General features: G+C 75.9%; 7 protein-coding genes. 2 read left to right on the top strand and 5 right to left on the bottom strand.

Features of this window, described 5'->3' with window-relative positions:
* Positions 1 to 4: 4 nt before the first annotated feature.
* From UW392_RS31155 to rsgA, 4 genes are all read right to left on the bottom strand, one after another.
* On the bottom strand, positions 5 to 1,378 hold the full coding sequence (locus UW392_RS31155) for a bifunctional transcriptional activator/DNA repair enzyme AdaA (RefSeq protein ID WP_320778505.1): 1,374 nt from the start codon (positions 1,376 to 1,378) through the stop codon (positions 5 to 7).
* 127 nt (positions 1,379 to 1,505) lie between these two features.
* Positions 1,506 to 2,492, bottom strand: a complete 987-nt coding sequence (locus UW392_RS31150; RefSeq protein WP_320778504.1) for a hypothetical protein — start codon at positions 2,490 to 2,492, stop codon at positions 1,506 to 1,508.
* Between the two features lie 7 nt (positions 2,493 to 2,499).
* A complete protein-coding gene (locus tag UW392_RS31145) occupies positions 2,500 to 3,627 on the bottom strand; it encodes an NlpC/P60 family protein (RefSeq protein ID WP_320778503.1) in 1,128 nt (375 codons plus the stop codon).
* A 168-nt stretch (positions 3,628 to 3,795) separates the two neighbouring features.
* Positions 3,796 to 4,896: a ribosome small subunit-dependent GTPase A gene (rsgA, locus tag UW392_RS31140; RefSeq protein ID WP_320778502.1), complete on the bottom strand. Its 1,101-nt coding sequence runs from the start codon at positions 4,894 to 4,896 to the stop codon at positions 3,796 to 3,798.
* Positions 4,897 to 5,307: 411 nt separating this feature from the next.
* On the opposite strand from rsgA, the gene UW392_RS31135 reads away from it, so the two are divergent.
* Entirely contained in the window at positions 5,308 to 14,250 is an 8,943-nt protein-coding gene (locus UW392_RS31135; protein WP_320778501.1) for a hypothetical protein, read from the top strand.
* On the top strand, positions 14,247 to 17,096 hold the full coding sequence (locus tag UW392_RS31130) for a hypothetical protein (RefSeq protein ID WP_320778500.1): 2,850 nt from the start codon (positions 14,247 to 14,249) through the stop codon (positions 17,094 to 17,096). Before UW392_RS31135 ends, UW392_RS31130 begins: the two co-directional genes overlap by 4 nt.
* A gap of 3 nt (positions 17,097 to 17,099) precedes the next feature.
* Here UW392_RS31130 and UW392_RS31125 read toward each other — a convergent pair.
* A partial coding sequence (locus UW392_RS31125) for a cellulose-binding domain-containing protein (RefSeq protein WP_320778499.1) occupies positions 17,100 to 17,634 on the bottom strand: 535 nt, incomplete at its 5' end.

Raw genomic sequence — 17,634 nt, 5'->3', positions numbered from 1 at the left:
ACGGTCACTCCGACTCTCCTGCTGCGCGCAGGTGGGCAAGGGCGTAGGAGCGCCAGGGGCGCCAGGTGTCAGGGGCGTGCATGCCGGGCGGGGCCACGTCCGGGTCGCCGAGGGCGCGGACGCGGACGGCGGCGACGGTGGCCGGGTCCAGGCCGTCCACGGCGAGCAGGGCGGTGTGCGCCGCGTCGCGGTCGGCGCCGGCGTCGAGGCGTACGGCGCCGTCGGCGAGGGCGGTGGTGAGCGCGCCCAGGGTGCCGTGCGGCTCGGCCGCGGCCAGCACGGACGGTTCCGGGAACAGGTGGGTCAGGGCGCCGCTGGGCGCGTCCAGCCGTTTGCCGTACCGCTGGACGAGCTGTCCGGCCGCCGCGGGTCCCACGAGCGCGCGTACGGCGTACTCGGCGGGGTCGGCGGTGCCCGGTGAGCGCAGCCCGGGGCGGGCGGCGACCAGCGGGGCCAGCCGCGGGTCGGCGCCGAGCCGCTCGTCGACGGCGTACGGGTCGGCGTCGAGGTCGAAGAGGCGGCGCAGCCGCTGCACGGCGGTGGTCAGGTCGCGCGGGTCGGTGAGGTGCAGCCGGGCGGTGAGCCAGCCGCCGCTGCCGGTGCGCGGGGTGGAGCCCCGCTCGTCGACGGCGGCGACGCCGGTGCCGTGGGGCAGCCGGAGCGTACGCCGGTACACGCGGCGGCCGGGCGGGCCGGTCACCTCCTCCACACCCGGTACGGCCTCCCGTCCGAGCAGGTCGAGGACGGGGCCGGCGCGGTAGGGGCCGCGGTGGGCGAGCCGGAGCGGTATCCCTTCCCCGGACGCGGCCCGGTCCCGGGCGGGGGCGGCGGCGCGCAGCCCGCTCGGGGTGTCCGCGTACACGCCGCGGACGGTGTCGTTGAACTGCCGCACGCTGGCGAATCCGGCGGCGAACGCGATCTCGGTGACGGGCAGCTCGGTGGTCTGGAGCAGGACGCGGGCGGTGTGCGCCCGCTGGGCGCGGGCCAGGGCCACCGGTCCGGCGCCCAGCTCCGCGGTGAGCTGCCGCTGCACCTGCCGGGCGCTGTAGCCGAGGCGGGCGGCGAGCCCGGTGACGCCCTCGCGGTCGAGGACTCCGTCGGCGATCAGCCGCATGGCGCGGCCGACGGTGTCCGCGCGGACGTTCCACTCCGCGGAGCCCGGCACGGCGTCCGGCCGGCACCGCCGGCAGGCGCGGAACCCCGCGCCCTGGGCGGCGGCGGCCGTCGCGAAGAACCGGACGTTGCGCCGCTCCGGGGTACGTGCCGGGCAGCTGGGCCGGCAGTAGATACCGGTCGTGGCGACGGCGAGGAAGAACACGCCGTCGAACCGGGCGTCCCGGCTCCGCACCGCCTCGTACCTGCTGTCATCGTCCTTCACACCGCCCAGTGTCCACCGCCGCGAAGGTCCGGGCTGGCGGAAATCGGACACGGCAGTGACCTGGGAAGCGCGAGCACGGGCCCCGAGGGCCCCAGGACCAGGGAGCCGGGGCCCGGCAGATGCTGGCTCAGGACGAGGCGGTGCGGCCCGGCCATCGGGTGAAGCGGCGCAGTCCACGGCGGGTGGGCTTGAGGGGCTCGTCCTCCGTGCCGTCCCGTGTCTCCGAGGCGATCTCGGCCGGCCGCCGGCCGGGTATTCCGGGCGTTCCCGCGCTGTCCTCCGCCCCGGCTCCCGCGGCCGGCGCCGCCGTGCCCGCGCCCGCGGGCAGGGCCGCCGTCGCAGCCCGGTTGCCGCGTTCGAGCCGCGTGCGGACGGACTGGGCCACGGCGTGGTGCGCGGGATCCCGCACCAGGCCCTCCGCGGCGAGCCGGTCCCACATGTGCAGCAGTTCCTGGCCCCGGGTGGCGATCTGCGTCTCGTCCGTCAGCCGCTGCCAGGCCGCGGTGGCGCGGGCCACGTCGGGCGCCGCCCTGGGCAGGTCGACGCGGCAGCGGATGCGCGCGACGGCCAGCGAGAGGACGGTGGCGAGCGTGTAGTCGCCGCGCCGGAAGGCCAGGTACGCCTCGATCGCCCGCGCCTCCAGGGAGAGGTCGTCCAGCGGGCCCCGGCGCAGCGTGAGGTGTTCCCGCAGTGCGCTGGCGAGGACGAACGCGGCGTGCAGTTCCTCGCGTTCGGCGTGCCGGATGATGCGCTCGACGCGGGCCAGCGGAGGGAACGACGCCTCCTCGGCGGCGGTGCGCTCGGGCCCCGGCGGCAGGTCCTCCTCCTCGCCGATGGTCCGGCTGGAGCCGTCGGGATAGACGCGCAGGCGGGCCACCTGCTGCGCCGCGCGGTCGATGACGGTGGCCGCCACGGGGGCCCGCAGGGTGCGGGCGAACATGGCGACGGCGTCCAGGATCAGCTCGTTGGACGGCTGGGTCCCGGCCATCTCCAGCAGGTGGCCGTTGACGACCGTCGACCCGTCCTCGGCCACGTAGGCGTCGAGACGGATCAGCGGCTGCGGGCTGAGAGCGGGCAGGTTCCGCTCGTCGCGGGGCGTCGGCAGGTTGCTCATGCGTACCTCAGGATCCGGGCCGTACCACGCCGAGGACGGGCATGAGGTTGACCGGTGCGGTGGTGATGGTGCGGCCGGGGCGCGGGGCGTGCACGATCTTCCCGCCGCCGATGTACATGCCCACATGGGTGGCGTCGCTGAAGTAGATGACCAGGTCACCTGGTTGTGCGGAGGACAGGCTGACCCGGGGCAGTCCCGCCCACTGGGCCTGGGAGGTGCGGGGTATGGGGTGTCCGGCCGCCGCCCAGGCCTGGGAGGTGAGGCCGGAGCAGTCGTACGCCGAGGGGCCCACGGCACCCCAGCCGTAGGGCTTGCCGATCTGCGCCATGGCGAAGTCGACGGCCTTGCCGGCCGCTCCGCTGACGCTCGTACCGCCGCCGCCACCGCCACCACCGCCGCCGCCTCCGCCCGAGCCGGAAGCGGAGCCGCCGTTCGTGGTGCCGCCGCCGCCCGATCCGGTGCTCGCCCAGGCGGTCTCGGCCTCCTGTGCCTGCTCCTGCTCCAGGCGGGCCAGCTGGCGGGTCTCCTCCTTCTCCAGGCCCGCCTCGATCTGTTCGGCGTCGGCGATCCTGCCCTCGATCTTCTTCTTCGCCTCGGCCCTGTCCTCGCGGCTGCTCCGCAGCTTGCGCAGTTCCTTGTCGGCGGCGTCCGTCTTCGCGGTCAGCTCCGCGCGGACGGTCTCCTGCTGCTCGGTGACGTTGGTCAGGTTCCGCAGCGCCTGAACGGCCTGGGTGGCCTCGTCGAGGGCCTGGTCGGGGTGGTCGCCGAGCAGGAACTGGAAACCGGTGGCGGCCAGTCCGCCGCCGCGGTACTGGGTCCTGGCCGCCGCGCCGGCGAGTTCGTCGAGGTCGTTCATCCGGTTCTCGGCACGGGCGAGGTCCGTGCGCAGGGAGCTGAGCCGCTTCTCCTGCTTCGCGGCCTTCACATCGGCGGTGTTGTAGGCCTCGTTGGCCACCTCCGCCTCGCGGTACAGGCCCTCCAGGTCGGTGCGGACCTGTTCCAGGGACCGTCCGTCACGCGGGGAGGGCTCCTCCGGGACCGCGTGGCTCGTCCCGGGCATCAGCACGACGGCGCAGACCAGGGCCGTCAGAGTGCCCCGGCTCCACGGCTTGCCGCTGCCGGTCGACACGTTCATGGGGCTCACTCTCGGGTCTCGTGCTGGTGGGAGCCGGACGGACGACGCGCCCGTCACGGCCACCAACGCGCTCCACGTGGGCAGCCGTTCGAGCTGTGGACACACTACCTCCACTCGAACGGCCTACACCTTTGGTCCCCCGGGCAACAGCGTCCCCGTACTCAACTGTTAACGCGCACGACCCCGTTTGGCCTCCATGGCCGCCCGGCCCTCGGCGCCCCGGCGCTTCCACTCCTTGCGGATCTCCGCGCGGAGCCGGGCGTCGGTCTTGGCGACGATCCGCTGGTTCTCCCGCAGGAGCTTGCGGTAGCTGTCCAGCCGCCGTTCGGGCAGTTCACCGGAGTCGACGGCGGCCAGCACCGCGCAGCCCGGCTCGCGTTCGTGGGCGCAGTCGTGGAACCGGCACTCCGCGGCCAGTTCCTCGATCTCGGCGAAGACCTGTCCGACGCCGTGCCCCGCGTCCCACAGTCCGACGCCGCGCAGTCCGGGTGTGTCGATGAGCACACCGCCGCCGGGCAGCACGAGCAGATTGCGGGTGGTCGTGGTGTGACGGCCCTTGCCGTCGATGTCACGGATGGCCTGGACCTCCATGACGTCCTCGCCGAGCAGCGCGTTGGCGAGGGTGGACTTGCCCGCGCCGGACTGCCCGAGCAGCACGGTGGTGGAGCCGGAGACGACGGCGGCGAGGACGTCGAGTCCCTCCCCCAGCGCGGCGCTGACGGAGAGCACCGGCACGCCGGGCGCGGCCGCCTCCACGTCCTGGACTAGGTGGCCGAGCGTCACCGGGTCGGGCACGAGGTCGGCCTTGGTGAGGACGACCACGGGCTGGGCGCCGGACTCCCAGGCGAGCGCCAGGAACCGTTCGACGCGGGCCAGCTCCAGTTCGGCCGCGAGCGACACGGCGACGACCACGTGGTCGACGTTGGCCGCGAGGATCTGCCCCTCGGACCGCTTGGAGGAGGTGGACCGCACGAAGGCGGTGCGGCGCGGCAGGTACGTACGCACGTAGCGCGGGTCGCCGGCCGGTTCGACGGCGACCCAGTCTCCGGTGCAGACGACCCGCAGGGGGTCCTTCGGGGTGACGTGGGCGGTGTCGGCGCGGACCGTGCCGTCGGCGGTGACCACGTCGCACTGCCCGCGGTCGACCCGGACGACCCGGCCGGGCAGCAGCCCTTCCGCGGCGTGGGGCGCGAACGCGTCGGCCCAGCCGGCGTCCCAGCCGTAGGCGGACAGGGAGGGAGAAGCGGAAGACGAAGGTGAGGAAGACAAGGGTGGCCCTTCACAGGGGCGGCCCCGACGCGAGAAGTGTGGGTGAGGTCAGCCGGTGGCCGCGGAGGTGGACTGGAGTGACTGGATGCGGGCAACGCCCTGCGCGAGGACAGCCATCGGTCGACACCTCCCGGGTTCCTGGTCGTTCACGGCGGCGGCGGGAGCCGCTGCCTCGGTTCGCTCGCGCTCACCCTAGGACGCGGGCCGACCGGGCCGCCACCGTATTTACGGCCCGTGGGGCCGGGGCGGGCGCGGTGACGGCTGCCGACCCGCGGCGCTCCGAGGTGACTCAAGTGGTTCCCTCCGCACGGCTGATGACGGACAATCAGTCACTCAGCGGTGGTGCGGGGGTGCCAGGTGGGCGAGGCTGTCGAATGGGAAGCGTCGGTGGACGCGTACCTCACTTCCCTGGTGGCCGACGCACCCCCGGACCCCGGCACCGCGACGGCGGCGGCTCCCGCCGCGGCCGCGGTCGCCCGTAAGGCGATCTTCCACGCGCACGCGGTCGAGCCGGAGAGGTCGCTCGCCGTACAGCACGTCGCGCTGCTCGCCCGCGCGTTCGCCGGGGACGATCCCGAGGGCGTCGGGGCCCTGCTGGACTTCTGGTGCTTCACGTGGACCGGACGGTTCGCGACCGGCGGCTTCCTCGGTGACGAGGTGCTCCCCCGGACCCTCAAGGCCGCCCTGCAGTCGGTCGTGTCCGCGGGCGGCCGGCCCGCGCACCAGGCCGCCCAGGGGAGTCTGCTGCGGGAGGCACGGCGGGAGCTGGAGACGGAGGTCCAGGCGGCCGCCGCCGCGAACCACGTGATGGGCAAGGAGCTGTTCCTGCGACCCTTGCAGGCGTTCACCGAGGAAGGCCCCGACGCCTGTCTGCTGCTGGTCAGGTCACCCGCGGACGCCGTCCGTTCGGTGAACGGCGCGCTGCTGAAGCCCCTGGCCATGGGCGGGGTGCGCTATCAGCAGACGGTGGAGACCGCGGGGCGGATCGCCGACCGCATGCGGGAGGTGCTGGCCCTCGCCGCGATGGTGCGCGAGGCCCCGCCGCCCACGCCGGTCCGCGTCACGGACGACGACGTCGCCCAGCTCTCCCCGGCGGCCCGGGGTCTGCTGCCGCTGGTCCTCGAAGACGTCGCCGAGGGCGGTGCCGAGGGAGGTGCCGCCGGGTTCGACCCGACGCCGGTGCTGGAACTGGCCGAGGAGCGGCTGTCCCTGCTGGAGACGCGCGACGCGCTCCGTCCGGCGCTCGCGCTCGGCGAGACGGGACGCGGGAGCCCGGCCGTCGCCGAGGCCCGCGCCACGCTGGCGTCGGTCCGCGGCCGGCTCGACGGCATCGCCCGGCACATCGCGGAGAGCCCGGAGCTGGAGGAGTTCCTCCAGGAGGTCCGCGCGGACGTCGCGCAGGGCAGGATCGGGCAGGTCGACTCGCTGCTGGAGCTGGCCCGGCCGCTGGTCGTGCGCGGCCGGCGGCTGGAGCGCGTCCACGCCCTGCGGGAGCGGCTGGCGAAGGCCGGCGCGGACCTGGCCGACGGCGGGGAGGAGGGCGGGGACGACGCCTCGCCGGCGCTGGTCCGGCTCGCGGACTACCTGGAGACCGCGGAGCGCACCGAGGACGAGGACGCCGCCGAGAAGCTGCTCACCATGGCCGAGGAGATGGCCCAGGGGCTGACGCCGCGCAGGACCGCGCCGGGCGGCGGGCGGCGGACCGGATCGCGGGGGGCGGCCGTGCCCGGCGGCCGGCCCGTGCTGGTCCCGCCGATCCTGCTCCTGGCGGAGCTGCTGGAGGAGCCCTGGCACCCGCTGCTGACCCCGGCCCTGCGCGCGGTGGCCGAGGGCGGTGCGGAGGGCGCGGCCACCGCGTTCGAGCGGCTGGCGGCCGGTGAGCCGGGTCCGGCGCAGCGGGCGGCCGCCGTGTGCGCCGTGGGCTGGTCGGTGTTCCACGGCGATCCGGAGCGCGCCCTGCACCAGCAGGCGCGTCTCGCCGAGCGGGCCAGCCGGTCGGCGACCCGGCTGTGGAACGAGGGGTGCGCGCGCGGGGCGACGGGGGACGTCGGCGGTGCCGTCGACGCCTTCGAGGCCGTCGCCCGGCTCGGCGACAGTCCGCCGCAGCTCGTCGTGCAGCCGGTGCTCGACCTGTTCCAGGCCGCCGGGCGGCCCTGCCCGTTCAGCCGGCCGCCCAGGTCCCGGCCCGTCCCGGACGCCCGCACCGACGTCTTCGTGACGCAGCGGTTCGAGGCCACCGCCAAGCGGCTGCGGCTCGGCCGGCGTTCCACCGACGCCGAACTGGTCCTGGAGGCGCTGACCGAGGTCTGTCCGACGGCTCCCGGCCGCTCCCTGCTGATGAAGATCTACCGCGAGGAGCACCGGCTCGCCGACGCCGAACGGTTCGTGTCCCGTATGTCCGCGCGGGACGCCGGCGACTCCAAGCTGACCTTCGACCTCGCCCTGGTGGCCTGCGAGAGCGGTGACCTGTCCCGCGCCGGTGAGCTGCGCGACCGGCTGGCCGGGGCGGGGGCGCCGGAGCAGGACCTGCTGCAACTGGACCGGCGGCTGGTCCAGCCGCGGCCGGCGGCCGGGCACGCCACGGCCGCGTGGCCGGTCCCGGCCGGTGCGGACCGGCCGGCCGGCGCTCCGGCGCGGCCGCCGGCCGAGGACCGTTCCCTGCCGCCGCTGCTGCTCCACGAGGATCTGCTGCCGTCGGACGCGGACGGCGTGCCGCAGGGGCTGTACCGGGCGCTGACCCAGCTGGAGAACCCGCTGGAGACCGCGCAGGGCCTCGCCGCGTGGGCCGCCGACGCCCCGGGGCCCGCCGGGCCGGCGGCCGCCGCCTGCGCGATCGGCTGGGCCTGCCGGGCCGGGGAGGCCGCCCTCGCGGCCGAGTGGGCCGACAGGCTGCTGCCGTCCGACGCGTCCGGCTGGCTGCTGTGGAACCGGGCCTGCGCGCAGGAGCTGCTGGGCCGCGCCGAGGACGCCGCGGACACCCTGGAGCGGGCCGTCGAGACCGGTGACCAGGTGCCGCCGGTGGTGTGGCCGCTGGTCGCCGAGCGGCTGGCCGAGTCCGGCCGGGCGGTGTCGCCCGCCCCGGCGCCGTACGGCTCGCCGGCCGCCTCCCGGCCGCCCGCCCGGATCAGCAACCCCGCCATGCAGCACTTCGAGTCGCTGGCCAAACGGCTCTTCACGGTGGGCCGCCGCCGGGACGCCGAGTGGCTGCTGCGCGCCCTGGTCGAGGCCGCGCCGCGCAGTCCGGGCCTGCTGCTGCTGATGAAGATATGGCGCGAGGACCGGCGGATCGACGACGCGCTGGCGCTGGTCTCCCAGCGGCGCGCGCGGGGCGAGGCCGACTGGCGGCTCTGCTACGAGGCCGGGCTGGTGGCCGTGGCGGCCGGCCGGCCGAACGTGGCCCTCGACATGCGGCAGCAGGTCGTGGCGCTGGGCGGACCCGGTGACTGGGTCGCCCAGCTCGACCGGCGCACCGGCGTCCCGCACGCGCCGTCGCCGTCGTTCCGGGGCCTGCGGACCCCGCCGGCCCCGGAGCAGCAGATCGTGCAGCAGGCGCTGAGCGGCCGGCAGGACAAGGCCGCGCTGGTGGAGTCGGCCCGCCAACTGGTGGACGAGCGGGGGCCGACGCCGGTCCTGGCCGTCGCCCAGCAGTTGGAACGGGTGGCGCCGTGGGCCAGGCTGACCCTGCTCGACCTGCTGATCGACCGGGTCGCCGAGCAGTCCGACCGGGAGGCTCCGGCCGGTCTCGCCGACCAGGTCGTGGCCGCCGGGGACGCCAGGCTGGTGGAGCGGCTGGCGTCGGCGCTGGACGACTCCGGCGACCACCGCAAGGCGACCCGGCTGCTGGCCGACTTCGCCGAGCACTGCCGGCCGACGCAGCGGCCCCGGATCTGGCACCGCCTGGTCGGGCTGCTGCGCAGCCACGGCGAGGACGAGGAGGCCGACCGGATCGTCGCCCGGACCGCTCCTCCGCTGCCGTCGGAGGCGCGGGGACCCGGCTCGGGCGAGGTCGTGCGGCTGCGGCCGCGCCGCTCCCAGCTCGTCCTGCCGCAGCGCCCGCAGGACGGTCCGTCCCTGCTCCACGAGGCGCACGAGCTGGACCAGTTGCACGGTCCGGCCGCGGCGGCCGACGCCTGGACGGCCGCGCTGGGCGCCGGTCACGTACTGGCCTATCCGAACGCCCTCGGCGCGCTGGTCGCCGCGGAGCGCGCCGAGGAGGCGCTGGAGCTGTACCGGGGGTACGCGGACCGGTTCTGGACCGGTTCCACGGCGGCCTGGAACATCGCGGCGGCCTACGCCCGGGTGGGCCTCCTGACGGAGGCCGCCGACACGCTGGAGCTGGAGGCCAGGATCAGCAGCCGCTCGGCCCTGGAACCGGCGGACCGGCTGGCGGTGGACGAGGTGTTCCGCCTGGTGGACCGGCCCTCGCCGCGCGGTCTGCTCACGCCCAGCAGCGCGTCCCTCATCGCCGGCCCGGCATCCCGCACCACGGAACCGGCCCCCTGGGGGGCCACCACGGCACCGCCACGGCGACCCCCCACGAACGCCACCGAGCCCACCGACGGCTCACGGGAGGCCGCCGCGGGATCGTCTCCGCGGGAGGCCACCGCAGGGCCGTCCTCACGGGAGGCCGCCGTGGGGTCGTCCTCGCGGGAGGCCGCCGCGGGGTCGTCCTCGCGGCGGGCCGCCGTGGATGGCGCCGGGTCCGTCGGCGGCTCATGGGGGACCACCGCGTCATCGTCCTGGCGGCAGGCCGCCTTGGGCGGCGGCGAGTCCGCCGACGACTCACGGGAGGCCACCGGGGGGCCGTCCTCACGGGAGGCCGCCATGGCTGGCGCCGAGCCCGACGGCTCACGGGGGACCACCGCGGAAGCGTCCTCGCCGGAGGCCACCGCGGGGACGTCCTCGCGGCAGGCCGCCATGGATGGCGGCGAGTCACGGGCGACCACCGCGGAGCCGTCCTTCCGGGCGGGCACCACGGAATCGTCCTCGCGGCAGCCCGCCGCGGAGCCATCTTCACGGCAGGCCGGCATGGACGGCGGCGAGTCCGCCGATGACGCCGCCTCGCCGGCGTCGGGCCCGGACCACACCGACGCCGCCTCGCCGGCGGGGGGCCCGGACCACACCGACACCGCCTCGCCGGAGGGGGGCCCGAACCACCTCGACGCCGCGACAGCCTCGCCCCGCCCGGACCAGCCCGGCGCCGCGACATCGTCGGGGCGGGCGGGCCACGGCGGCCCCGTCGCCTCGCCGGTGTATCCGGAGCGTGCCGACGGTGTGATGCCGTCGGCGCGGGCGGGGCTCGCCGGCTCGCTGGTGTCACCGGGGCGCCCGGATCTCGGCGGGAGCCCGGTGGTGGTCGGGCGGCCGGTTCTCGCCGGTACCGGTTCCGCGCTGCCGCGGGCGAAGCCGGAGGAGTGGGAGAACCGGCTCCTGGCCGACTCCTTCGCCCGTGGTCTGCGCGGGACCGAACCCGGCTCACCCCTCTTCGTCCAGCAGACGCTGCTGATGCGCACCCAGTGCGGCCAGCTCGTCGAGGGGCTGGCCGGAGAGGCCGAGCGGCTGGTCAGACCGGAGCCCCGGACGGTCGGCCCGGAGCCCCTCAGGAGGATGAGCCCGGCGACGGCCGAGGCGTTCACCGAGGGCCTGGCGATGGCCCGGGACAACCGCTGGCACGACGCCGCGGCCCTGTGGCGCACGGTCTACGAGGCCCACCCCCGCAACGAGGTGGTCGCCAACGACCTGGTGCTGGCCCTGCTGGAGACCGGGGAGTTCGACCTGGCCCGGCAACTGGTGGACGGCTTCGCGTTCAGCAGCGCGTTCATCCGGCCCCGGGCGGCGCTGGCCCACGTCACCGGCGGACCCGCGGCGGCCGTCGCGGAGATCGCGCGGATGCGCGACGAGGACCTGGGGCTGGGCCGCACCGACCTGCCGCTGGCCCAGGCCGGGCTGGAGTACCACCACCTGAACGACCCGCACGCCGCGGCCCGCACGCTGCTGTCCGTCGCCGCCGACCGTCCCGCGGGGCTGGCCCGCATGTTCGGCGCGGTGGCGATGCTCCTCGGACAGGACGTCGGGGACGACGCGCTGGTCGCGGAGGCCCTGCGGTACCTGCTGCGGACCGTGCCGCACGTCAACGACATCGTCGCCGCGGCGCTGCGCGACCGCCGCCCCGACCACCTCACCCTGGTCCGGGGGCTGCTCGGCCCGGGGCCCCTCAAGCGGGTGGCGGAGGCCCGCGCCGCGGAGCTGGCCCGCCCGCAGCCGTCGCACCGCCGGCTGACGGTCCTGCGCTCGCTGCTGGAGCTGCGGCAGTCGTCCTCCCCCGACGCCAGGTGGCTGTGGGCCCGGCTGCTCTGGCAGGAGGGCAGGAGCGCGGAGTCCGCCGACAGCTACCGGGAACTGGTACGGGAGTTCACGGTCGCACCGGACCGGCGGCCCCAGCTGGCGCCCGCCGTGGAGGAGTACATCCAGGCCGCCCGCAGCAGCGGCGACCCGGCCCGGCACCGGGAGGCGCTGGCCACCAAGCAGGACCTCGGCCTGCCGATGCGCACCCGGGAGCTTGAGACCCTGCGCGGCGACGAGGTGGCGCAGGAGAGCCTCCTCCTCGATCTCGACGCCGACCTGGTCTCCTTCGAGGCCGCCGACGTCGTCGGCGCGCCGCTGGAGGCGGCGCACCGGCTGGACCGGGTCGCGGAGTCGGTGCGTTCGGTGGCGGCGGGCGGCCAGGACCAGGTCCTCGTCGACCAGCTCGTGGGCATCTGGTACCACCAGCTGGACCAGGACGTCGACACCGAGGAGGGCCGCGACCGGCTGATGAGCCTGCGCGTGCAGGCCAGGGAGTTGTGCGGGCGGGTCGGCGACCGCGCGCTGCGGGACGCGGCGACCCGCGTCAGCACGGTCACGTACCGCCTGTGGGAGGAGTCCGGCCGCCGGCTGCTGCCGCCCCGCGCCGAGAACGCCTTCCTGGTCGCGGAGTCGGAGCTGTGGGCCTACGACGACGGGCCGCTGCACGTGCGGCTGGTGGTGGAGCCCCGCGAGGAGGGCGGGCACGTCCGGATCGGCTGGAACGGATCGCCGTACCGGCTGGTGGAGCTGGACCGCGGGCGCCGCCAGGAGGTGGTGTTCCGGGTCGACGAGGTGTACGAGACCGAACAGGTGGAGCTGGACGTCTGGGTGCACCGGCCGTTCGCGGCCGAGGTGGAGACCTCCCGGCTGGCCTTCTGGGTGGAACGCAGGCCGTGGCGGGAGGAGTTCGCCAGTCACGCCTTCGACGCGGGCAGCCCGGCCGGCCATCGGGTCCGGGTGCCGCGCGAGAACGAGCTGACCCGGCTGCGCAACCACTACCGCGACCGGTCGGTGGCGCCCGTCCGGTTCCTGCACGGACCGCGGCAGGTGGGCAAGACGACGCTGGCCCGCTCGCTGTCGGCGCACCCGCTGCCGTCCGAGCCGGCCGAGTGGCCGCTGCCCGGGGTGCTGGCCGTGGACGTCAACGGCGAGTGGTGGAGCCACACCTACCGGGTGCCGCTGTGGACGTGGCTCGCGGACCAGGTCAGGGAGAGCGCCAGGAAGGCGTGGCCCGCCGGGGTGTCGTGGGACCGTCCGGACCCGGTGAACGCGTACGAGTTCCGGCAGTGGCTGGTCGGCATGCGGCTGGCCGGGCTGGACGGCTGGCGGCTGCTGCTGATGGTCGACGAGTTCCAGACGCTGCTCGACCGCGTCCTGGAGTCGGGGGAGCCGATCGCCCACCTGGGCGATCAGCTGCGCGCCATGGTGAGCGACCGGGACACCCCGCTGCTGCTGCTCACCCTCGGCTCGTGCAGCTTCGAGAGCCTCAAGGAGCGGCTCGTGCCGCACGGCAGCAATCTGACGGACGAGATCCGCGAGTTCCCGGTCGGGTTCATGGAGCCGGAGCAGGCCCGGACCATCTTCAAGCGCGGCTTCGACGACAGTGTCTTCCTGCAACGGGCCATCATCGACCGGGTGGTGGAGTACACCGGCGGTTATCCGTACCACGTGCACTGCATGGGCGAGGAGCTGGCGAAGCTGCTGGGCCGCCGGAAGACCACCATCATCACCCTGGACGACGTGGAGTCCGCCGCCTCGACCCTCGTCGAACGGCCGGAGGTCAGCAAGCCGTTCTCGGACATGGAGCGCGAGCGCGGGGTGGCGGAGGCGGTCGCCTACCTGCTGGAGCAGGAGACGGAACCCGACGAACTCACCATCGACGGCGACGCCGTGGACCTGGCACCCGACCCGACGATCGACGCCGGTCTGCGCCGGATCAAGGACCTGGGTCTGATCCGGGGCCACGGGCACCGGGACTGGGTCTGGTCGAACGAGCTGATCCACATCTGGCTGAAGCAGCGGCACGCCCGGCAGCTCCTCAAGGAGCAGGCGATGCGGGCCGCCCGGTCGGCCGCGGCCGGTCCCGAGACGCTCCCGGAGCCCGCGGCGGACCAGGACGGTCCGGCCGACGGCACCGGCACCGGAGCCGGAGCCGGAGCCGACACCGACGCCGGCACCGGCGATCCCGCCGAGGCGCTGCGGCGGGCCGGGTTCGAGCTGCACGAGGCCCTGGGGGCGCAGGAGGTCGACGGTTTCCCGGCGGCGCGGAAGGTGACGCTGCACGGCCGCCCCGTCGTCGCCAAGCTCCTCAACGCCGACGGCGACGCGGCCTGCCTCGACGCGCTGCTGGCCCGCTTCCGCGCCCTCGCCCGGAGCGTGAGCAGCGGCGCGCCCGTACCGCTGCGCGAGCAGCCGGTCGTCGGCGACAGCTGGTTCCTCTTCGAGTGGACCGAGGGCCGGACCTTCACCGAGGTCATGCGGGACACGGGCCGTCGCCCGTACGTCTGGCGGCAGGCGCTGCGCTGGGTCGCCGACGCGGCGGACATCGTGGGGCGCGCCTACCGCGAGGGCGGTCTCACCCACGGCGACCTCAAGCCCGACAACCTCCTGGTGGCGGACGACGACCGGGTGACCGTCCTCGACTGGGGCGGCGGCGACCTGGACGGCGAGTGCAGCCCGGTCTACGACGCCCACGCCTTCGACGAGCGCTACGCCCCGGCGGAGCAGGTGATCGCCGCCGGCATGCAGCAGGAGCGGCCGGGCGTGCGTGCCTCGGACGACGCCTACGCGCTCGCCGCCACCCTGTTCCAGATGGTGCACCCCAAGCAGACGACGCTCCACGCCCTGGCCGCCGGGGGCACGGACCACGGTGCCTTCTACGCCATCGGGGCCCAGACCTCGCTGGGGCTGTCCGGCGTTCTCCAGCAGGCGCTGATGGCCCCGCTCGACCTCCGGTTCCAGGACGCCTCGGCCCTGGCCGACGCACTGCGGAAGGTCCCCTCGTCATGACCGCTTCCTCCTCCCGCCCCGTGCCCGGCCCGCCGGTGTCGGGCTGGCCCGCCCGGCTCGCCGCCGCCCTGCCGTCGCGTCCCGGCCGGGTCGTCCTCCCGTACCACGCCCCCGCGGGCGACCCGGCGTCGTACACCTATCCGACGGAGGACGACGCCGTCGTCCTGCTGCCCGGCCTGGCCGTGGTCGTGCAGTTGCTGCCGGCCGAGCGGGGGCGGGTGCTGGGCCACGCGGCGGCGTACCACTGGCACCACGAGCACGGTGCCGTGCGCACCGTCGTGCCGAACCCGCTCGCCCGCATCCGGCACAAGCAGTCCGTCCTCCACTCGAGGCTGGGCCGCCGGGTCTCCACGCAGGGCGTCGTCGTCCACTACGACGAGGTGGACGTCTCGACGGTGGAGCGGGAGCCGGGACAGCCGCCGATGCCGCTGATCCCGCTGAGCGCGCTGGACACGTGGCTGGTGAAGCTCACGCCGGGACGCCGTACGACGGCCCGGCCGGAGGAGATCCGGCCCCGCCTGCACCAGCGCCCCGCCCGTTCCTGGCCCGAGAACGGCTACCAGCGCGGGCGGGTGCTCACCTACCAGGACACCTGGGTGGTGCATGACGGCACCTACGCCGACCCGTCCGGCCGGAAGCAGCGGGTCGCTCTCGTGATCGGGCCGAACGACGCCACGTCCCGATACGGGGCCCGGCGCGACCACGACGTCGCCCACCACTCGTCGAACGGTCCGGTGCACGCCCCGTTCACGGCGGAGAACGGCAGCCGGCTCGTCGTCCCGCTGGACCTGCCGCCCGGCCCCGACCTCGGGGCCCGGCTGCACGCGGGGCTGACCACCGCCGAAGCGCTGGGGCACGCGCTGGCGCTGCTGCGCACGATCGCCGGGCGGCACGCCCGGCACGTCGTGCACCAGGCGATCCGGCCGGAGCTGGTCTTCCCGCAGGACGAGGGGTACGAGGTCACCCTGATCGGTGCCGCCTACGCCCGGATCGGCTCCCAGGGCGGCGGCACGGACCTGCTGCGCTCCGCCGTGCGGGACGTGCACGTGGCGCCGGAGATCCGCGAGGGCGGCATCCGTACGGTTCCGCAGGCCGCCGACCTGTGGTCGTGGGCCACCGTCACGGTGGCGCTGCTCCTCGGCCCGCCGGCCGGGGAGCACCCGCTGACCGACCTGGAGCGGCTCCCGGCGGCCGTGCCCGACGCCTGGCGCGGTGCCCTGCGCCGCTGCCTGGACCGCCAGGAGCGACGCCCCGCGGCCGCCGCGCTGCTGACGACGCTCACCGCCCCGGACCCACACCGACCGGGCCCCACGTCACCGGGCCCTACAGCACCGAGCCCTACAGCACCGAGCCCCAAGGCACCGGGCCCTAAGGCGCGCCACACGGTGACGCCTCCCGCGGCGCCGGCCCCCACGGCTCCTGTCCCGGGCCCGTCAGCCGGGGCGGTCGCGTCCGTGCGGGGCCGTGGCGCCCGGCTCTACCAGCTCGGTCCGTATCAGACCGAGCAGGAGCGGCAGGTCGCGCACACCCTGGCCAAGGGGCTCGACCCGGACGACGCCGTGATCGTCGCCGCCAGGGCCGACCGGCGGGGACGCGCGACCGACGTCGACTGCGTCGTGCTGCGCGGCGACGTCCTGATCGCCGTCGAGTGCAAGAACTGGCGGCTGCCCGAGGGGCTCGACGCCTCGGCGAGCACGTGGCCGCCCGGCCCCGGCGTCACCCGCGCCTACACCTCCCACTCGCCGCTCCCCCTGCTCGGGGAACTGGCACCGGCGCTGAAGCGGCAGATCGGCTGGCCCGGACGGACCGCCTGCCTGCTGGTCGTCCCGCGGGTGCCGGCACTGGCCGACCCCGGCTCCGCGGCCGCCACGACCCTGGTCTCGCAGGAACCCGCCGATCTGTTGCGCCGGGTGCGCGCGCTCGCCCCCGGCGGGGGCCGGCCCGCCGGATTCGCCGGCTGTCTGCGGCGGCTGGTCGGCGAGATCGCCACTCCCCCGGTCCTCGCCGGGTTCCGGCTGGAGGCCCCGCACGCCCTCGGGGCCGACTGGCAGGCGTTCCGGGCCGAGAGCAACGGCCTGCCGTACTGCCTGCGGGTCATCGGCGAGAACATGACCACGCTGCCCCGCGGGGAGGCCGCGCGGCTGCGGCGTGCCCTCAGCGACCGCACCCACGAGGTGGCGCGGCTGCTGTCCGGCCGCCCCGGCCTCGCCGACCGCGTCTTCCGTCCGGTGCTGCTGCCCCGGGACACCTACGAGGTCGAGCCGCACCTGCTCGTCGCCTACGTCTGGGAACACGACCACCCGGTACGGGGGCTGCCCGCACCGCTGCCCGCCGACCGTGCCGCGGAGGTCGTCGCCGGGGTCGCCGCGGCGGTGACGGAGCTGCACTCCGGCGGGGTCATCCTGCGGGACCTGTCGCCGGACTCCGCCTACCGGTGCGATCCGCCGCCGGGCCGGCCCGGCGACGTGGAGCACTACAAGGTGTCCATGCTGGAGTGGATGCGCGTGCCGCGGGTCTCCACGGCCTCCGTCTCGCAGCTCTTCTCGCGGTTCCCGTCGCCGTACGTGGCGCCCGAGATCCGGGACGGCGACGCCCGCCGCGTCCCGGCCTGCGACCTGTACTCCCTCGCCGGGCTCGCGCACTGGCTGCTCACGGGCGAGGACCCGCCGTACCACCGGGCCGCCGAGCGGGTTCCCGCGGTTCTCGCGGAGCACGGCGTCCCGGGGCCCGTGGCCGACGCGGTGGCGACGGCTCTGCGTCCGGCCGCCGAGCGGCCCGCCTGGACCCCGGGCCGGTTCGCCGCCGGGTTGCTCACGGCCGTAGGCACGGACTCCGGGCGGCGGTGATCCTCAGCCCGCGCCGCCCGCGCACGCCGCGCCGTTCAGCGTGAAGCTTCCCGGAGCCCCGTTCCGCCCCTTCTCCCATGTCCCGAGGAAACCGAAGGTCACCGTGGCGCCCGCCGGGACCGCGGCGTTGTACGACGCGGCGGTCGCGGTGACGTGGGCGCCGGACCCGGACGGCGTCGCGTCCCACATCTGGGTGACGTGCTGGCCGTCGGGGAAGGTCCAGGAGACGCGCCAGTCGTCGAGGGCCTCGGCGGTGGTGAAGGTGACCGTGGCCTGGAAGCCGTCGGGCCACTGGCTGTCGAGGCGGTAGTGGACGCGGCAGGGCGGCGCCGCGGTCGGCGCCACCGCCGTGGTGGCCGTGGCCGGCGGGGCTGTGGTGGTGACGGTGCCCTGTGCCGCGGGGCCGGGGTCCGGGTCCGCGGAGCGGTGGACGGAGGGGGACGGGCGCGGGGTGTCGCTCGCCGCCGGGGCGGAGGCGGAACCGGCCGCCGAGGGCTGCTCGGGGCCGGTCGGCGGCGGGGCGGCGGCCGGGGCGGTC

This window comes from Streptomyces sp. CRN 30, from assembly GCF_034105845.1.
Note: the sequence above shows the minus strand (reverse complement) of the source record. Positions and strands in the feature narration are given on the sequence as shown.

Coding starts and splice junctions, on each gene's coding strand:
- UW392_RS31150 (WP_320778504.1), bottom strand. CDS start 2,492: ATGAGCAACCTGCCGACGCCCCGCGACGAGCGGAACCTGCCCGCTCTC.
- UW392_RS31145 (WP_320778503.1), bottom strand. CDS start 3,627: ATGAACGTGTCGACCGGCAGCGGCAAGCCGTGGAGCCGGGGCACTCTG.
- UW392_RS31130 (WP_320778500.1), top strand. CDS start 14,247: ATGACCGCTTCCTCCTCCCGCCCCGTGCCCGGCCCGCCGGTGTCGGGC.